Annotated in this window: 16 protein-coding genes; 9 read left to right on the top strand and 7 right to left on the bottom strand. The window is 63.6% G+C overall.

The genetic code is table 11. The features are described 5' to 3' along the window. Positions 1-7: 7 nt before the first annotated feature. Together radA and budA are read right to left on the bottom strand one after the other, a co-directional pair. Complete coding sequence (gene radA / locus K5607_RS04255; RefSeq protein ID WP_221048306.1) at positions 8-1,369, bottom strand: DNA repair protein RadA; 1,362 nt, start codon at positions 1,367-1,369, stop codon at positions 8-10. A 35-nt stretch (positions 1,370-1,404) separates the two neighbouring features. Next, a complete protein-coding gene (budA, locus tag K5607_RS04250; RefSeq protein ID WP_054774465.1) occupies positions 1,405-2,109 on the bottom strand; it encodes an acetolactate decarboxylase in 705 nt (234 codons plus the stop codon). Positions 2,110-2,290: 181 nt separating this feature from the next. Between budA and K5607_RS04245 the strand changes: the two genes are divergently transcribed. Further along, positions 2,291-3,352: a nitrate- and nitrite sensing domain-containing protein gene (locus K5607_RS04245; RefSeq protein WP_221048305.1), complete on the top strand. Its 1,062-nt coding sequence runs from the start codon at positions 2,291-2,293 to the stop codon at positions 3,350-3,352. 55 nt (positions 3,353-3,407) lie between these two features. Continuing rightward, positions 3,408-3,776: a DUF167 domain-containing protein gene (locus K5607_RS04240; protein WP_246598948.1), complete on the top strand. Its 369-nt coding sequence runs from the start codon at positions 3,408-3,410 to the stop codon at positions 3,774-3,776. 37 nt (positions 3,777-3,813) lie between these two features. On the opposite strand, the gene K5607_RS04235 is transcribed toward K5607_RS04240, so the two are convergent. Continuing rightward, a complete protein-coding gene (locus tag K5607_RS04235) occupies positions 3,814-4,749 on the bottom strand; it encodes an alpha/beta fold hydrolase (RefSeq protein WP_221048304.1) in 936 nt (311 codons plus the stop codon). Between the two features lie 134 nt (positions 4,750-4,883). Between K5607_RS04235 and K5607_RS04230 the strand changes: the two genes are divergently transcribed. The 6 genes from K5607_RS04230 (at position 4,884) to sufT (ending at position 9,976) form a co-directional block, all read left to right on the top strand. Further along, positions 4,884-5,828, top strand: a complete 945-nt coding sequence (locus K5607_RS04230) for a Nudix family hydrolase (RefSeq protein WP_221048303.1) — start codon at positions 4,884-4,886, stop codon at positions 5,826-5,828. A gap of 118 nt (positions 5,829-5,946) precedes the next feature. Next, positions 5,947-7,281: a TRZ/ATZ family hydrolase gene (locus K5607_RS04225; RefSeq protein WP_221048302.1), complete on the top strand. Its 1,335-nt coding sequence runs from the start codon at positions 5,947-5,949 to the stop codon at positions 7,279-7,281. After that, on the top strand, positions 7,278-7,979 hold the full coding sequence (gene ubiG / locus K5607_RS04220; protein ID WP_221048301.1) for a bifunctional 2-polyprenyl-6-hydroxyphenol methylase/3-demethylubiquinol 3-O-methyltransferase UbiG: 702 nt from the start codon (positions 7,278-7,280) through the stop codon (positions 7,977-7,979). The genes K5607_RS04225 and ubiG overlap by 4 nt, the downstream gene beginning before the upstream one ends. 4 nt (positions 7,980-7,983) lie before the next feature. Beyond that, on the top strand, positions 7,984-8,661 hold the full coding sequence (gene gph / locus K5607_RS04215) for a phosphoglycolate phosphatase (protein WP_221048300.1): 678 nt from the start codon (positions 7,984-7,986) through the stop codon (positions 8,659-8,661). Continuing rightward, positions 8,658-9,407: an SDR family NAD(P)-dependent oxidoreductase gene (locus K5607_RS04210; RefSeq protein ID WP_221048299.1), complete on the top strand. Its 750-nt coding sequence runs from the start codon at positions 8,658-8,660 to the stop codon at positions 9,405-9,407. The genes gph and K5607_RS04210 overlap by 4 nt, the downstream gene beginning before the upstream one ends. A gap of 8 nt (positions 9,408-9,415) precedes the next feature. Further along, complete coding sequence (gene sufT / locus K5607_RS04205; protein WP_054773743.1) at positions 9,416-9,976, top strand: putative Fe-S cluster assembly protein SufT; 561 nt, start codon at positions 9,416-9,418, stop codon at positions 9,974-9,976. A 113-nt stretch (positions 9,977-10,089) separates the two neighbouring features. On the opposite strand, the gene K5607_RS04200 is transcribed toward sufT, so the two are convergent. From K5607_RS04200 to K5607_RS04185, 4 genes are all read right to left on the bottom strand, one after another. Next, positions 10,090-10,638, bottom strand: coding sequence for an REP-associated tyrosine transposase (locus K5607_RS04200; protein ID WP_221048875.1), 549 nt, complete (start codon positions 10,636-10,638; stop codon positions 10,090-10,092). Positions 10,639-10,871: 233 nt separating this feature from the next. Then, entirely contained in the window at positions 10,872-11,468 is a 597-nt protein-coding gene (locus K5607_RS04195; RefSeq protein ID WP_156302505.1) for a hypothetical protein, read from the bottom strand. A gap of 726 nt (positions 11,469-12,194) precedes the next feature. Further along, positions 12,195-14,354: a methyl-accepting chemotaxis protein gene (locus K5607_RS04190; protein ID WP_221048298.1), complete on the bottom strand. Its 2,160-nt coding sequence runs from the start codon at positions 14,352-14,354 to the stop codon at positions 12,195-12,197. 128 nt (positions 14,355-14,482) lie between these two features. Beyond that, the gene (locus K5607_RS04185) at positions 14,483-14,770 is read right to left on the bottom strand and encodes a hypothetical protein (protein ID WP_221048297.1); all 288 of its coding nucleotides are present in this window, start codon (positions 14,768-14,770) and stop codon (positions 14,483-14,485) included. On the opposite strand from K5607_RS04185, the gene K5607_RS04180 reads away from it, so the two are divergent. Then, the gene (locus K5607_RS04180; RefSeq protein ID WP_054773744.1) at positions 14,751-15,281 is read left to right on the top strand and encodes a GbsR/MarR family transcriptional regulator; all 531 of its coding nucleotides are present in this window, start codon (positions 14,751-14,753) and stop codon (positions 15,279-15,281) included. The two genes, K5607_RS04185 and K5607_RS04180, sit on opposite strands and share 20 nt — an antisense overlap. Positions 15,282-15,297: the final 16 nt, after the last annotated feature.

Here is a 15,297-nt window from a genome sequence, read left to right as displayed (position 1 = left end):
CGAGGCGTCAAAACGCCTCCAGCGCCTCCCGCAGCGTCTTCACCGCGATCACTTCCAGGCCGGGAATCGCCACGCGCGGGGCGTTTTTGTGGGGCACCAGGGCGGTCTTGAAACCGTGTTTTGACACTTCCTTGAGCCGCTCGTCGCCGTTGGGCACCGGGCGCACTTCCCCGGTCAGGCCCAGTTCGCCGAACAGCACCCAATCCCGCGGCACCGGCTTGTCGCGGTAGCTGGACAGCACCGAGAACACCACCGCCAAGTCGCCGGCCGTTTCGGTCAGGCGCACGCCGCCCACCAGATTGATGAACACGTCCTGGTTGCCCATGGGCACGCCGCCGTGGCGGTGCAGCACGGCCAGCAGCATGGCCAGTCGGTTTTGCTCCATGCCTAAGGTCACGCGGCGCGGCGCGGCCAGCTGGCTTTCGTCCACCAGGGACTGCACTTCCACCAGCATGGGGCGGCTGCCTTCGCGGGTGACCGTGACCACGCTGCCCGGCGTTTCGCCGTCGTGGCGCGACAGAAAAATGGCCGAGGGGTTTTTCACTTCCTTCAAGCCGCCCTCGGTCATGGCGAACACGCCCAGCTCGTTCACCGCGCCGAAGCGGTTCTTGAACGCGCGCACCACGCGGAAGCGGCTGCCGGGATCGCCCTCGAAGTACAGCACCGTGTCCACCATGTGCTCCAGCACGCGCGGGCCGGCCAGGGCGCCTTCCTTGGTGACGTGGCCGACGAGGAACACCACCGTCCCCGTCTGCTTGACCAGCCGCACCAATTGCGCCGCGCATTCGCGCACCTGGGCCACCGAGCCGGGGGCCGACTGCATCAGCTCCGTGTAGACGGTCTGGATCGAATCCACCACCAGCACCTGCGGCTTGCGCTCCTGGGCGGTGGCGACGATGCGCTCCAGCGACGTTTCCGCCAGGGCGTACACCCGCTCCACTCCCAATTCCAGCCGCTTGGCTCGCAAGCTCACCTGCTGCACCGACTCCTCGCCGGTGATGTACAGGGTGGACAGGCTGCCGCTCAATGCCGCCACCGTCTGCAGCAGCAAGGTGGACTTGCCGATGCCGGGATCGCCGCCCAGCAGCACCGCCGAGCCCGGCACCAGGCCGCCGCCCAGCACCCGGTCCAGCTCCTCCATGCCCGACAGCACCCGCCGCACGTCCTGCGCCTCCACCGTGGACAGCGGCACCACTTCGCCGCCGGCGGCGCCGGCGTAACCGCCGTGGCGCGCCGGCGCGCGCTCTTCCAGGGACTCCACCAGGGTGTTCCAACCGCCGCAGCCGGGACATTGGCCGCCCCACTTGGGCTGGGCGTGGCCGCACTCGGTGCAGCGGTACAAAACGCGGGCGTCTTTATTGCGGGCCATGGATGGTTAAACCTCCGAACGCACGGGAAACATCCTCACTTTTCCGCCTTGTCCAAATCCTGCGCGGTGTTGCGCCGGAAATCCCAGGTCAGGTAGTCCAAGCTCATGGGCAGCGCCATTTCCAGGGTGCTGACGCATTGGATGCCGGCGCGGATTTTAACGGGACGGCAATTCATCAAATGGCCGCCGTGCTGCAAATCCGCCGAGAGAAAATGCAGGTGCAGGCCGGGCACGCTCAAGGACGACATATAAGACGGCGTGAAAAAACCGGCCAGGGTGCCCTCGATCTGGGAAAACTCGAACACCGGCTGCTCCTCCGCCACGTCCACCAGCGGGCGGTAGTTCTCCTGCTTAGGCACCGAGCGCACTTTCACGTAGTTGAACAGCCCTTCGATGCGGATGGCGTAGAAAATATTCGGCGACGGCAGCAGGTTTTGCAGCCATTGCAGAAAGGCGGGGTAATCCATTTCCTCTTCCAACTCGTCGTGGGTCAACGGCTGGTAGAACGTCACGCAGGCGAAGGGCGTCAAGGCGTTTTCGTCGACCTGATGGACGCGGCCATCGGCGGTCATTTGATAGATATTGCCGTCGAGCATGATCATCTCGCCGTCCAAATTGTCGAAGGTTCCCAGGCCGAAATCGCCGTGTTTCTTGATTTCGGTGAAGGGGATCTTTTCTTCGTAAATGCCCTCCACCAAGGCGTTTACCGGAGCGCACAAATAGATCTTGTTGTTGTTCATAGGATGATTTTCTCGTTGATACGGGTATGTCGTGCCGGTAGGCGCAGCCAGTCCCGGCGCGGGTGTAGAATGGCGAAGCCGTTCGTCGGCGCCGGGAGCCGGATGCAATCGTCAGCCATGGTTGCTGCACGCGGCCGCCCGCGCCTCGCAAGGTTTGCCTCAATCGCCGGAGACTCGCGCCATGTCGATCAAATACCGTCTGTTGCTGATGCTGCTCATCCCCACGCTCTGGGTGATGGTACTCGCCGGCTGGCTGGCGCAACACCGCTACACGGTCTACGACGAAACGCGCGCCATCGTGACGCTGAGCCGCTACGCCACGGTGTCCAGCGAACTGATCCACGAACTGCAAAAGGAACGGGGCCGCAGCTCCGGCTATTTCAACAGCCAAGGCCATAAATTCGGCAACGAATTGCACGAGCAGCGCCAGCTTACCGACGCCAAGCTGGCCGCCTACAACGCCCTGGCCGACAGCGACCCCCGCTACGCCAAACTCGATGCCAGCCGCAAAGCCGTGGCCGAACAGCTGTCCCGCTTGAGCGCCAACCGCAGCGCCATCGACAGCTTGCAGGGCAGCGCGGACGGCGCCGTCGGCTATTACACGGACAGCATCGCCACCCTGGTGGACAGCATACGCCGCATCGGCGAGCTGGTGGCCAACAACCCGGCCATCAACCAAGCCATCGGCAGCTACATCAACCTGATCGAGCTGAAGGAACGCACCGGCATCACGCGCGCCGTTTTCGCCGGGGTGTTCGGCCGCGACAGCTTCAACGAATCCCTCTACCGCCGCGCCCTGGAACTGCAAGCCGAAGCGCGCATATTCAACCAGTTATTCCGCTTCGGCGCACCGGCGGCCTATTTGAGCGATTACGACCGGACCCTGGACAACCCGGCGGTGCAGGAGGCGGAATCCGTCGTGCATACCGCCTTGAGCAACCACCAAGCCGGCTCCCTGGGCGTCAGCCCGGAAAAATGGTTCGGCCTCATCACGGAAAAAATCGAGCTGCAAAAACAAGTCGAAAACCACATTGCCGCGGACATTCTCGACCAGGCCAGCGCCGCCATGGAGCGAGAACAAAAGACCCTGGCCTGGCTGGGCGGCTTTTTCGTCCTGTTCGCCACGATATCCGCCTGGATCTACGTCCGCGTCCATCGCGGCATCGTCAATCCGCTGCGCGCCGCCTCCTGGATGCTGACCAAGATGGCCAGCGGCGATTTCGATTTCGAGATGCCGCGCTAAAGGCGCCTTAAACGCCGATCCCACCAAGCAAACATCGACGCACGCCGGAGGCAATGTGGCGCGTAAAAAGCCGTCCATGAGTTCGTTCTGTGCCTGGGATGGCGAAACGTTGGTGCTCAATATCCTGGGCTCCCCCAATTCAAAGCAGGACGCCATCGGCAAGGTGAAAGGCAACCAGCTCAAAGTCAGTGTCACCGCCGCGCCGGTGGCAGGCAGGGCGACCGACCATATGGTGCGATTCCTGGCGGAAAACTTTGGCGTTACACCCAACGACATTGAAGTCGTGTTCGGCAGATTCAACGTCAACAAACAATTACGCATCAAATCGCCGAAAAATCTGCCGGCCATAATCGGCAAACACTTGTCCAAAAACTTGATCGAAGCCCCTACAACAGCACCCGGCGCGTACTCGAGCTGTTCCTGAGCGGGCAACCTTAACGAACGCCAAACACCGCAGCCGTTTAAAACCAATCCTCCTGTGCCGGCGCAACCGGCGCCGCCGTTTGCAGCAAGCGCTTCAACGCGTCCACCACAATCTCCGGCTGATCCTGCGGAATGGCATGGGCGCTTTGCGGCGCTACCACGACGCGGCCGTCGCGGTAGCGGGCCGCCAGCTCGCGTTGCAGCCGCATCCAGTCCCGTTCCATGCCGTCGCCCAAAGCACCGTCCGGCATGATGCGCAAACCGTGCATGACGATGACTAACGGCGTATCGGGATGGATCGCCGCGGCGCGCAGCTGCTGGCTGCTGTCTTTGAACGCGGCCATTTCGGCCAGGATCGCTTGCAGATTTTTGGCGGGCAAGCCGAACGCCGGAGCAAACGCCGCGATGTCCGCCGCCGGGAGAAGGTCGAGCAATTGCGGCGACCAGATTTGCCGCAGTATGCCCTGGGGGTCAATCTGGCGCATGATCTGGCTCTGGAACAGGCCGTCCACCTGCCCTTCGTTGGGAGAATCCACCAGCAGCAGGCCGGCGACCTCGTCCGGGTAGCGACTGGCGTACAGACGCATGTTGTAGCCGCCGAAAGAATGGCCGCCCAGCACATAGGGCGGCCGCAGGCCCGCGCCTTGCAGCAGGGCGTGCAGTTCCTGGGCGATACGGGCACTGGTGCGAGGCGCCGGCCCGGCGTCGCTGGCACCGTAGCCGGCCCGGTCGTAAACGCACACCCGGGTGACGACGGCCAGGCTTTGCTGGACGCGGCTCCAGTCGTCGGCCGAGCCGCCCAGGCCGTGGTCCAAAATCACCGCCGGGCCGCCTTCGCCCTCGCAAGCGATGCGCAACCGATGGCCGCCCACGTCGACCAGGCGTTCCCAGGCCGGTTCGCGCCCACTGGCGCCGCCGGCCGCCAGCAAGGCGGTCAAGAACAGGCACAAACGAAGGATTGAGGGGACGAACATAGGCGATTCTCTCCGCTTTAAGGCCGAGCAAGGCCGAAACAAGGCGGTACTGTATCACCGCTGGGACGGCGCATTTCGCCTCCGGCGGCCGCTTCCGGCCGAAACGAGCGCTAAATCCGGGTAAAATCCCCGCCATGACCAGCCCTATCCACGTCGCCGTCGGCGTCGTCCGTAACCCCCAAGGCCAAATACTCATCGCCCGCCGCCCCCTCCACACGCACTTGGGCGGATTGTGGGAATTCCCCGGCGGCAAGCTGGAAGCCGGCGAAAACGCCGAACGCGCCCTGGCGCGGGAATTGGCGGAAGAGATCGGCATCCGGGTGCTAACCTGCCGCCCCCTCATCAAGCTACGCCACAGCTACCCGGAACGGCAGGTGCTGCTGGACGTTTGGCGGGTGGACGCTTTCGACGGCGCGCCCCACGGCCGGGAAAACCAGCCGGTGGCCTGGGTGTCGCCGGACGAACTGGGAAACTACGCTTTTCCCGACGGCAACCGCCCCATCGTCGCCGCCGTGCGCTTGCCGGATCGCTACGCCATCCTCGGTGCGCAGCCGCCGGCCGACGCCCCGGCCGCTCTGGAGCGGTTGGAACGCTTGGCGGCCAGCGGCATCGTCCTGGCGCAACTGCGCGCCCACGGCCTGGACGAAGCCGATTACCGCCGCCTGGCGCAACCGTTGCTGCGGCGCGCCGAAGCCTTGGGCCTGCGCCTGCTGCTCAACGCCGCGCCGGAGCTGGCGCAGGAACTGGGCGCGGCCGGCGTGCACCTGAACTCGACGCGGCTCATGGCGCTGCGACAACGGCCCTTGCCCGCCGGTTTATGGGTCGCCGCCTCCTGCCACGATGCCGAACAGCTGGCCCAAGCCCAGGCCATCGGCGCCGATTTCGCCGTGCTCAGCCCGGTGCAAACCACCGCCAGCCACCCCGAGGCAAAGCCCTTGGGCTGGCGGCGCTACGCCGAACTGGTGGACGGGGCCGGACTGCCGGTATACGCCCTGGGCGGGCTGACCCCGGCCGACATCGCCACCGCCCAGCGTCATGGCGGCCAAGGCATCGCCGCCATACGGGCGTTTCTCGCCTGACGCGCCGTTGCCGCCGCCGAACATCGGACCTTGAAACATCCACGCCTCCCCCCCGTTCGCGTTAAAATCGGCGGCTGAATGTGATAAAGTTTATTAAATTGCTAGGGAATTATTACCGATGAACGTCGACGCCATCCTGCTGGCCCGTTGGATCGTCCCGGTAGAACCGGACGGCACCGTGCTGGAGCGCCACGCCCTGGTGCTCGACGGCGGGCGCATCAAGGATTTGCTGCCCCAGGCCGAAGCCCTGGAACGCTACCAGGCCGCCAGCGTGGAGCATTTCGACGAGCACGTGCTGATTCCGGGCCTGGTCAACGCCCACACCCACGCCGCCATGACGCTGATGCGCGGCATCGCCGACGACCTGCCGTTGATGACCTGGCTCAACGACTACATCTGGCCGCTGGAAGCCCAGTGGGCCGGCGAGGCTTTCGTGGCGGACGGCACCGACCTGGCCATGGCGGAAATGCTGCGCGGCGGCGTCACTTGCTTCAGCGACATGTATTTCTTCCCGGAAATCGCCGCGCGGCGGGTGCTGCACAGCGGCATGCGCGCGGCCATCGGCCTGATCCTCATCGATTTTCCCACCGCCTGGGCGCAAAATCCCGACGAGTATTTCGCCAAAAACCTGGCCCTGTACGACGAGATCCGCCACGCGCCGCTGCTGCAAACGGCCTTCGCCCCCCACGCGCCCTATTCCGTATCCGACGGCCCGCTGCAACGGGTGCGCACCCTGGCCGGCGAAATCGAGCGGCCCATCCACATGCACGTGCACGAGACCCAGGACGAAATCCGGCAGGGCATGCAGTCCCACGGCATGCGGCCGCTGCAGCGGCTGGAGCAGCTGGACCTGATCGGCCCGCAGTTCATCGCCGTGCACATGACCCAGCTCACCGACGGCGAAATCGAACGCTACGCCGCCAGCGGCGCCCACGTGGTGCACTGCCCGGAATCCAACTTGAAGCTCGCCTCGGGCTTTTGCCCGGTGGACAAGCTGCTCAAGGCCGGCGTCAACGTCGCCTTAGGGACAGACGGCGCCGCCAGCAACAACGACCTGGACATGTTCGGCGAAATGCGCACGGCGGCCCTGTTGGGCAAGGCGGTGGCCGGCGATGCCAGCGCCCTGCCGGCCCACACCGTGCTGCGCATGGCCACCCTCAACGGCGCCAAGGCCCTGGGCCTGGACGGCGAAATCGGCTCCCTGCAAATCGGCAAGGCCGCCGACGTCGCCGCCGTGCGCCTCGACGCCCTGGAAACCCGCCCGCTGTTCGACCCGGTGTCCCATCTGGTCTATGCCGCCGGCCGCCACCAGGTGAGCGACGTGTGGGTGGCCGGCCGCCGCCTGCTGCGCCGGCGCGAACTGACCAGCCTCGACCTCGACGACATCCTGGCCCGCGCCGACCACTGGCAGGCCAAGCTTTCCAGCCACTCCCACCACACAGGACAGCCATGACCAACGTCCACGCCCACGAAATCCACAAATTCGGCAGCCAGGCGGATCGCTGGTGGGATCCCACCGGCGAATTCAAGACCCTGCACCAAGTCAACCCGCTGCGCCTGCAATACATCGAGAAGAACGCACCCCTGGCCGGCAAAAAGGCCGTGGACGTAGGCTGCGGCGGCGGCATCCTGTCCGAAGGCCTGGCCCGGCAAGGGGCCGATACGCTGGGCATCGACCTGGCGGCGGAGCTGTTGGACGTGGCTGATTTGCACGGCCTGGAATCCGGCGTAAAGGTTAGCTACCGCAAAATCAGCGCCGAAAGCCTGGCGGCGGAAATGCCGGGGGCCTTCGACGTGGTCACCTGCATGGAAATGCTGGAGCACGTGCCCAATCCGGAATCGGTGGTGCGCGCCTGCGCCAACCTGGCCAAGCCGGGCGGCATGGTGTTCTTCTCCACCCTCAACAAAACCCTGAAGGCCTATTTGCTGGCGGTGGTGGCGGCGGAATACCTGCTGCGCATGATCCCCAAGGGCACCCACGACTACGACACCTTCATCCGCCCTTCGCAACTGGAAGGCTGGGCGCGCCACGCCGGCCTGGAGCTGGTGAGCATGGCCGGCATCGGCTACAACCCGCTGACCCAAGGGTTCTTCCTGGGGGACGACGTGGGCATCAACTACCTGGCGGCGTTCCGCAAGCCGGAGGCTTAATCCCGTGCCGCGCACCGTCACGACGGTACTCTTCGACCTGGACGGCACCCTGCTGGACACGGCGCCCGACCTGGCGGCGGCCGTCAACCGCGTGTTGCGGGAAGAAGGCCGCGATGCCCTGCCGCTGGAATACCTGCGTCCGGTGGTCTCGGCGGGAGCGTCGGCCATGCTGGTGCGCGCCTTCGGCAACGACCAGGACGAAACCCTGTTCCAACAGCGCCTGCGGCTGATGCTGGACTTCTACCGCAACAACATCGCCCAACACACTCGCTTGTTCGACGGCATGGCCCAGGTGCTGGAGCGGCTGGAAGCCCTCGGCCGTCCCTGGGGCGTGGTCACCAACAAGCCGGCCTGGCTCACCGAGCCTTTGATGGAAGCCCTGCAACTGGCCCAGCGCAGCGGCTGCATCGTCAGCGGCGACACGGTGGCGGAGAAAAAGCCTCACCCCATGCCCATGCTGGAAGCCTGCCGCCGTATCAACAGCCGGCCGGAATGCTGCGTCTACGTGGGCGACGCCGATCGGGACATCGCGGCCGGCCGCGCCGCCGGCATGAAGACCCTGGCCGCCGCCTACGGCTATGTGCCGGAAGGCGACGATCCCAACGACTGGGGCGCCGACGCCCTGCTGCATTCGCCGCTGGACCTCTTGGCCTGGCTGGAACGTCACGGAGCAACGGCATGACGTCTACGCCCGCGCCGAAGCGCACCCTCCTCGTCACCGGCGCCGGCGGCTTCCTGGGCTCCGCCGTGGCCCTGGCCTGCGCCGCACAAGGCGCCGAACTGATCCTGCTCGGCCGCCGCCAGCAGCCGCTGGAAGCCATTTACGACCGCATCGCCGCCGCCGGCTTTACCCTGCCCCACCTGTTCCCCTGCGACTTGGCGCAATTGGACGAAGCCCAGGCGCAAGCCCTGGCCCAGGCGGTGGAACAGCAATTCGGCGCGCTCCACGGCTTGGTGCACTGCGCCGCCGACACCGGCCCGCTGATGCCGCTGGCCGACCTGCCAGGCAAGGATTGGCAGCGGCTGCTGCACCTCAACCTGACCGCGCCGTTCCTGCTCACCCAAGCGCTGCTGCCGGCCCTGGCCCGTAGCGACGACGCCGGCGTCCTGTTCGTCGACGACCCGGCCAGCCACAGCAAGGCGTATTGGGGCGCCTACGGCGTCGCCAAGGCCGGCTTGAGGCAAATGGCCCAGACCCTGGCCGAGGAATGGGACGCCGGCGGCCGCTTGCGCGTCGCCACCGTGGCGCCGGCACCGTTCCGCTCGGCCCTGCGCAGCCGCATCTTCCCCGGCGAGAACCCGGCGCAACTGCCGGGAGCGGAACCCATCGCCGCCTTCATCGCCCACTGGTTAACTCCCGAAGGAAGGACCCTCACAGCACGATGCTTCGGCCCTGCCGACATCGCTTCCAAGACTCAAAACAGGTAATCCGCTCCATGCACGGCACTCGTGAAACCCTCATTCTGCAACGGGACGTCGACGTCATCTACGTGCCGGACGGCACATCCGGCACCCTGCCCCAAGGCGAGGTGGTGCAGATGTACCAGGCCCTCGGCGGCAGCTACACCGTCATCGCCTCCGGCAGCGGCCGCATGGCGCGCATCGCCGCCGGCGACGCCGACGCCCTGGGCAAGGAACCGGAAACGCTGGACAACCTCAGCGACGACACCGACGCCGCCAGCGTGGAGAAAAACGTCTGGGAAGTGCTCAAGACCATCTACGACCCGGAAATCCCGGTGAACATCGTCGAACTGGGCCTGGTCTACCGCTGCGAAGTCACGCCGGTGGACGACGGCGACGGCCGCAACGACGTGCACGTGGTCATGACCCTCACCGCCCCCGGCTGCGGCATGGGCCCGGTGCTGCAATTCGACGCCGAGCGCGCCATCCGCCAACTGCCCGGCATCCGCCAAGTGAACGTGGAAGTGGTGTTCGACCCGCCCTGGTCGCGGGACATGATGTCCGAAGCGGCCAAGCTGGAATTGGGGATGTTGTAACCCAAAATTGCCGTAGGGTGCGCATGGCGCACCTTTGACAAAACCGGGTATGCTCGACGGGTTCGCCGAGAACCGTAGGGTGGGCGACCGGTAGGTTGCCCACCATTCCTTCCCTATTCACCGAACACGCCGTTTTCCGCACATTCCACGGCTCCGCCCCAATTCGCGGGATAAATCCCTTCGGCCACAAACCGGTGAAACGTGGAATGCGGCCAATCCGCGACCTGTGATACCAGCCCGTGTTTGGCCGGGTTGAAATGGATGTAATCCACATGCCGGCGCAGATCTTCCTCATCGCGGATTTGGTGTTCCCAATAACGGCGTTGCCAAATAGCAAGCTCCCGATGCCGCCTCCGCGATGCGCGCAACGCGTCCGGATCGTGCAGCCGATGTTTCATCAGGCGCGAAAACGTAGCCTTGATGACGTTCCAGCGGCGCGGATAATCCCCATCACCTTCCGGCAGGGACCAGAGGCAATGCAAATGGTCCGGCAGCAACACCCACGCTTCGATGTCGAACGGCGCAGCACGCCGCGCCGTTTGGATCGCCAAGCGCAACGAAGCGCGGCTCTCCGGCAGGGTCAGAATGGGGCGGCGGCGATGCGTGACCACCGTGAAGAAAAACAAGCCGCCGGCTCGGCGGGATCGCAGATAGTCAGGCATGCTGTCGTTCCTTGACGTGGATGCGAGCGCGGCGAGAGGTAGGGTGGGCGGCCGATAGGCTGCCCACCGCAGCGCTATAGTGCACACTTGGCGAATGGTGGGCAAGCTAACGCTCGCCCACCCTACTTGGCTGGTATGCATCCGTAAGCCCTAACGCCAAGCATCAGCGGCGCGCGTCTTTGGCGCGTCCGCTGGATGCGTATGTTAGGTTGTGAATTTTTTCATAAGCCATGTTAATCCCAGCAATCGCAATCTGCACCACACCCTCCAGGCATATAACAGGCTGGATCAACAGGAGGAGAACTTAAATCACTTGCTTGATATGGGCTGCGGGAAGTACCATGCAAAAATTGCTCGTTCTCCCATGAATATATGACACCCACACCTCTCTCAGAGCAGTGATAGCTATACATATCCCAGCTATATTCATCATAGAGAAATTCATGTACAAGTTCCCTCATGCCAAGGGGATTAGCATAAAACCACTCCGAAAGCCGGCCGGAGGTTTTATGAGGTATGCGTTCGTAGCGTTGACTCAATAAATTAATAACGGCACCTTCAATTTCAGCTACTTTTTCAGGTGTTACTCCTTCTTTAATTTTGAAGGCACAAAGCAAAACATAAAAAGGGTTTTGACTTCCGCTTGCTCTTGTGCCTAGCCGTCCTGTCGTGAGTCCAATTTTGGCCATGTTGTTAAAGCGAGTATCAAGACCGATATATATCCATCCATTAATGGAATTCTCCTGTCTCAACCTTTCGCTCTCGCACCATGCCATCTTGTAGTCGTCATAGTCGCTACAGCCGAAGTCATCTTTCCCATTTTTATTCATGATGTTAGTTACCCCCCTGAGAACCTAACAGTTGATTAAACGGAATCCGTATAGCACGACACCGGCCCGGTACATTGGGCCGGCGTTTTGCCGTGGCATAGGCGTGTGCGTTCATAAGGACAGTAGCTGGAAGCTGGACATGAGTAAAGGGGCAAACATGGAGCATGTAGCCGCGGTTTTGGAATCGCTATATAAAAGTTTGGAACGATCAGGGCATTAGGCGGCCATCGGACCGCTGGCATGTGGTTTGGGCGGAGCGGTACATCGACGCCTTTTCGGGGTTGCGCTTGGCCGATCAAACAGCGGAGACGGTATTCGGCTACCTGGAAGCGCCGGAGAAACAGGGGGATTTGGCGGCCTGGCGGCACCGCCAGGTAATCGTTGCTATACGAAATCTGTTTGGCATCGTTAAACCGGAATGGTGCCCGCGGTTCGATTGGGACTACTGGCTGAGTTCGGCGCGGACGCTGGAGCCCGAACATCCCACGGTGATGCGGAAGCCTCGGCAATCGGCAAAGGCCGCTGCGGACAAAGGAATGCCGGATTCGTTCGCTTGTCGGCTTCGAACAAGGAGCTGTTCGGCAGCGTAGAGAGGTAGGCTGCCCACCGCAGCGCGATAGTGCACACTTGGCAAACGGTGGGCAAGCTAGCGCTCGCCCACCCTACCTGGCTACGGCACCGCCGGCCGTGGAACCAATGCCCCAACCGGACGGCTGCCGTTCCCCGTCAGAAAGCCGGATTGCCCTGCATCTGCGTCACCTGGAACTGCCCTGCCAAGCGCCGCAGTTTTTCCGAGGTCTGCCGCGCCTGGGCCACGCTGAAGTTCAGCTCGTCCAGGGCGCTGCGCATGGATTCGGTCACGTCGGCCACGCCTCGCACCCGGTCGCCGTAGCTGTAGGCGCTTTGGGCGATTTCCTGGATCAGCACGAACATGCGTTCGAGGATTTCCTGCATGCCGCTGTTGTCAGACGCCGCCTCTTCCGCCAGGCGCAGGCCTTCCTCCATGCCCACCGCGCCGGTTTCCATGATGGTTACCGCTTCCCGCGCCTGGCCTTGCACGGTGGCGATCATTTGACTGATTTCCTTGGTCGCCTCGGCGGTGCGTTCGGCCAGTTTGCGCACTTCGTCCGCCACCACGGAAAAACCGCGTCCCGCTTCGCCGGCGCGGGCCGCTTCGATGGCGGCGTTGAGGGCCAGCAGGTTGGTCTGCTCGGCGATGCCGTTGATGACGTTGACGATCTTGCCGATCTGGTCGGTGCTCTCGCCCAGGCGGCGGATGGTCTGGGACGAGGCGTCGATGGAGACGCGGATATCCTGGGTGCGCTCCTGCACCAGGCTGAACTGCTGACGGGCGCTGTCCACCGCCTGGTGCATGGCGGCGCGGATTTCCGCCGTGGTTTGGGTGGCGCTGTCGATGTCGGCCATCTGCTTGGTCAACGACTCCAGGATGTCCTGCACCGCGTCCAGCACCTGGCCGGTGGCCAGGCTGGCTTCCTGATTGCGCCCCAGCATGTCGGCGTGGTTGTCCTGCATTTCCTCCGCCGCCAGGATGACCCGGCTCACCGTGCCGTCCAGGTTGTCGATGAAGCTGTTGACCCACTGCGCCATCACGGAAGGCTCGTCCACCGCGGCTTCGGTGCGTTCGAAGCGTTGCGCCAGGTTGCCGCCGCCTTCAGCCAGGGAACGGATGACCCGCGCCATGATGCGCAAGCGCTGGGTCATGGGATTCAGCCCGCGGCGGTAGAACACCGCGCCGCCGGCCAGCAGCAGCCCCAGGTTGAGCAGATCCAGCGCCTCGCCGGGCAGCGCCAGCAACCGTTCGCCGGCCACGCCGATCGCCCAGATGGACAACGCCAGCCACAGGTAAAAGCTCATCATGCGGTAGTTCACCGAACGGAAGCGGTAGGCCTCCTCTAGGTCGCCCTCGCACATCATGCCCCAGGTATCCAGGGAGCCGGGCATGCTGAACGTCACGCCCTTGCCGATCACCGGGATATGGCGGTAGTCGGAATAGCCGGGATAGGTAACGAATAGGTTGCTGCCGTGGCGGATGGTTTCCCGCACGCCGGGGTGCAGCCGTCCGGTGGCGGGGTCGGTGAACATCAGCTCCAACTCCGTGTGGTGTTTCACCTTCACCACGCCCCAGTCGGTGCGCACGCCTTGCTTGAGGTTGTCGCCCAGGCTGAAGGTAGTGTCCTCGAAGCGGGAACGGGACAAGGCGATGCCCGGTTGGATGGCGGGATCGAACACGGAGTCCACCATGAACAAATAGTTGTCCCCCGACTCGATAAACACGTGTCCCGCCTCGCGCTGGATCAAGTCGCCGAGGACGTCGTTGGGCACCCGACCGCACAGGCAGCCGACGGTTTCGCCGCCGCGCTGCAACGGCAGGTAGAACATCAGCGTCACCTGATCGTGGAAGCGGGAGGTGGAAGGCCCGATCTGCAAGGTGACGGAATCGGTATATGGCCCGTGCAGGAAGCGCTGTTTAAGGCCGAATGCCAGGGCTTGCGGCGACACGCAGGCCGCTCCTTTGCGGGCGGCGTGGGTGGACGCGATCACCCGGCCGTCGCTGCCGACCACGAACAATTCGGAAAAATCCCTGGCCAAGGCCCGCTTGTTTTGCAGCGCGGTGGCGTCGATGCGGGGAAAGTCCCGCGCCAGCTCCTCCGCCAAGCCGGCCAGAAAAGCCCATTGCTGCCCGGCCCAGCCGGTCAGGATTTTCACCCGGGTGGCGGCGATGCCTTCGAAAGTCTGCTCCAGCACCGGATAACGGCGGCGGTTGATGTAACAGGCCCAAGCCATGGCGAATTTGCCGGTTTTGCCGAACCAGGGCAGCCAACGGCGTTCGGCGTCGGACAACTGCATTAAACCGCTTTTCAGCATCAATGGCTCCTTACCTTTTAGCAACAGAAAGAGAGGGGGCGGCGATCGCCACGAATGCGGTATAGCAGCAACTGTTCCAATTTAACTTTAGGATTGCCGACGCTGCGGCGCATCGCCACCAAACGGCGCTATGCCATTGTTTTAAATGCATTTAATAGAAAACGCCCAGCGCATCCCCTGGGCGCGGGAGCCAAGCGTTGCCCCACATCGTCACAAATCGCGCGCATTGCTGGTGCGAAGCGACGGCGTCCGGCCAGATTCATAAGGCAAGACTTATCATAACCATTCAATGATCTGATCCACACCCCGGCGGTTGCACGCTTTTGGCGATGCGGCTTGACACTTTCCGAGACTTCCGCTATTTCTTCATCAACAGAAATTACGGAATACAACATCATGAAGTTAACGCCGGTCATGGAAAAATACATCCTCCACTGGGGCGAAATGGGTACCCGCTGGGGCGTCAACCGCACCGTGGCGCAAATCCACAGCCTGCTGTACCTGGCCGCGCGGCCCATGACGGCGGAGGAAATCGCCGAAACCCTGGGCGTGGCGCGTTCCAACGTCAGCACCAGCCTGAAGGAACTGCAAAGCTGGGGCTTGGTGAAACTGCTGCACGTTAAGGGGGATCGGCGCGATCATTTCGAGGCGTTGGCAGATTTGTGGGACACTTTTTTCGCCATCGCAGAGAACCGCAAGCGGCGCGAGTTGGATCCCACCCTGACCGTGCTGCGGGACTGCTGCCTGGAGTGCGAGGCGGACCAGGACACCGGCGCCGAAACCAAGCGCCGCATCGAAGCCGTGGCGCAATTCCTGGAGCGGCTGCTCAACTGGTACGGCCAAATGCGGCGCTTGCCGCAGCCGGCGTTGATCAAGATCCTCGAGCTCGGTGCCAAGGTGGAGCAGTTGCTGAAACCGGGGCGCTGAGAAGGTAGGGTGTGGT

Source organism: Methylogaea oryzae (assembly GCF_019669985.1).
In the GTDB taxonomy this organism is placed as follows: Bacteria; Pseudomonadota; Gammaproteobacteria; order Methylococcales; family Methylococcaceae; genus Methylogaea; species Methylogaea oryzae.
Note: the sequence above shows the minus strand (reverse complement) of the source record. Positions and strands in the feature narration are given on the sequence as shown.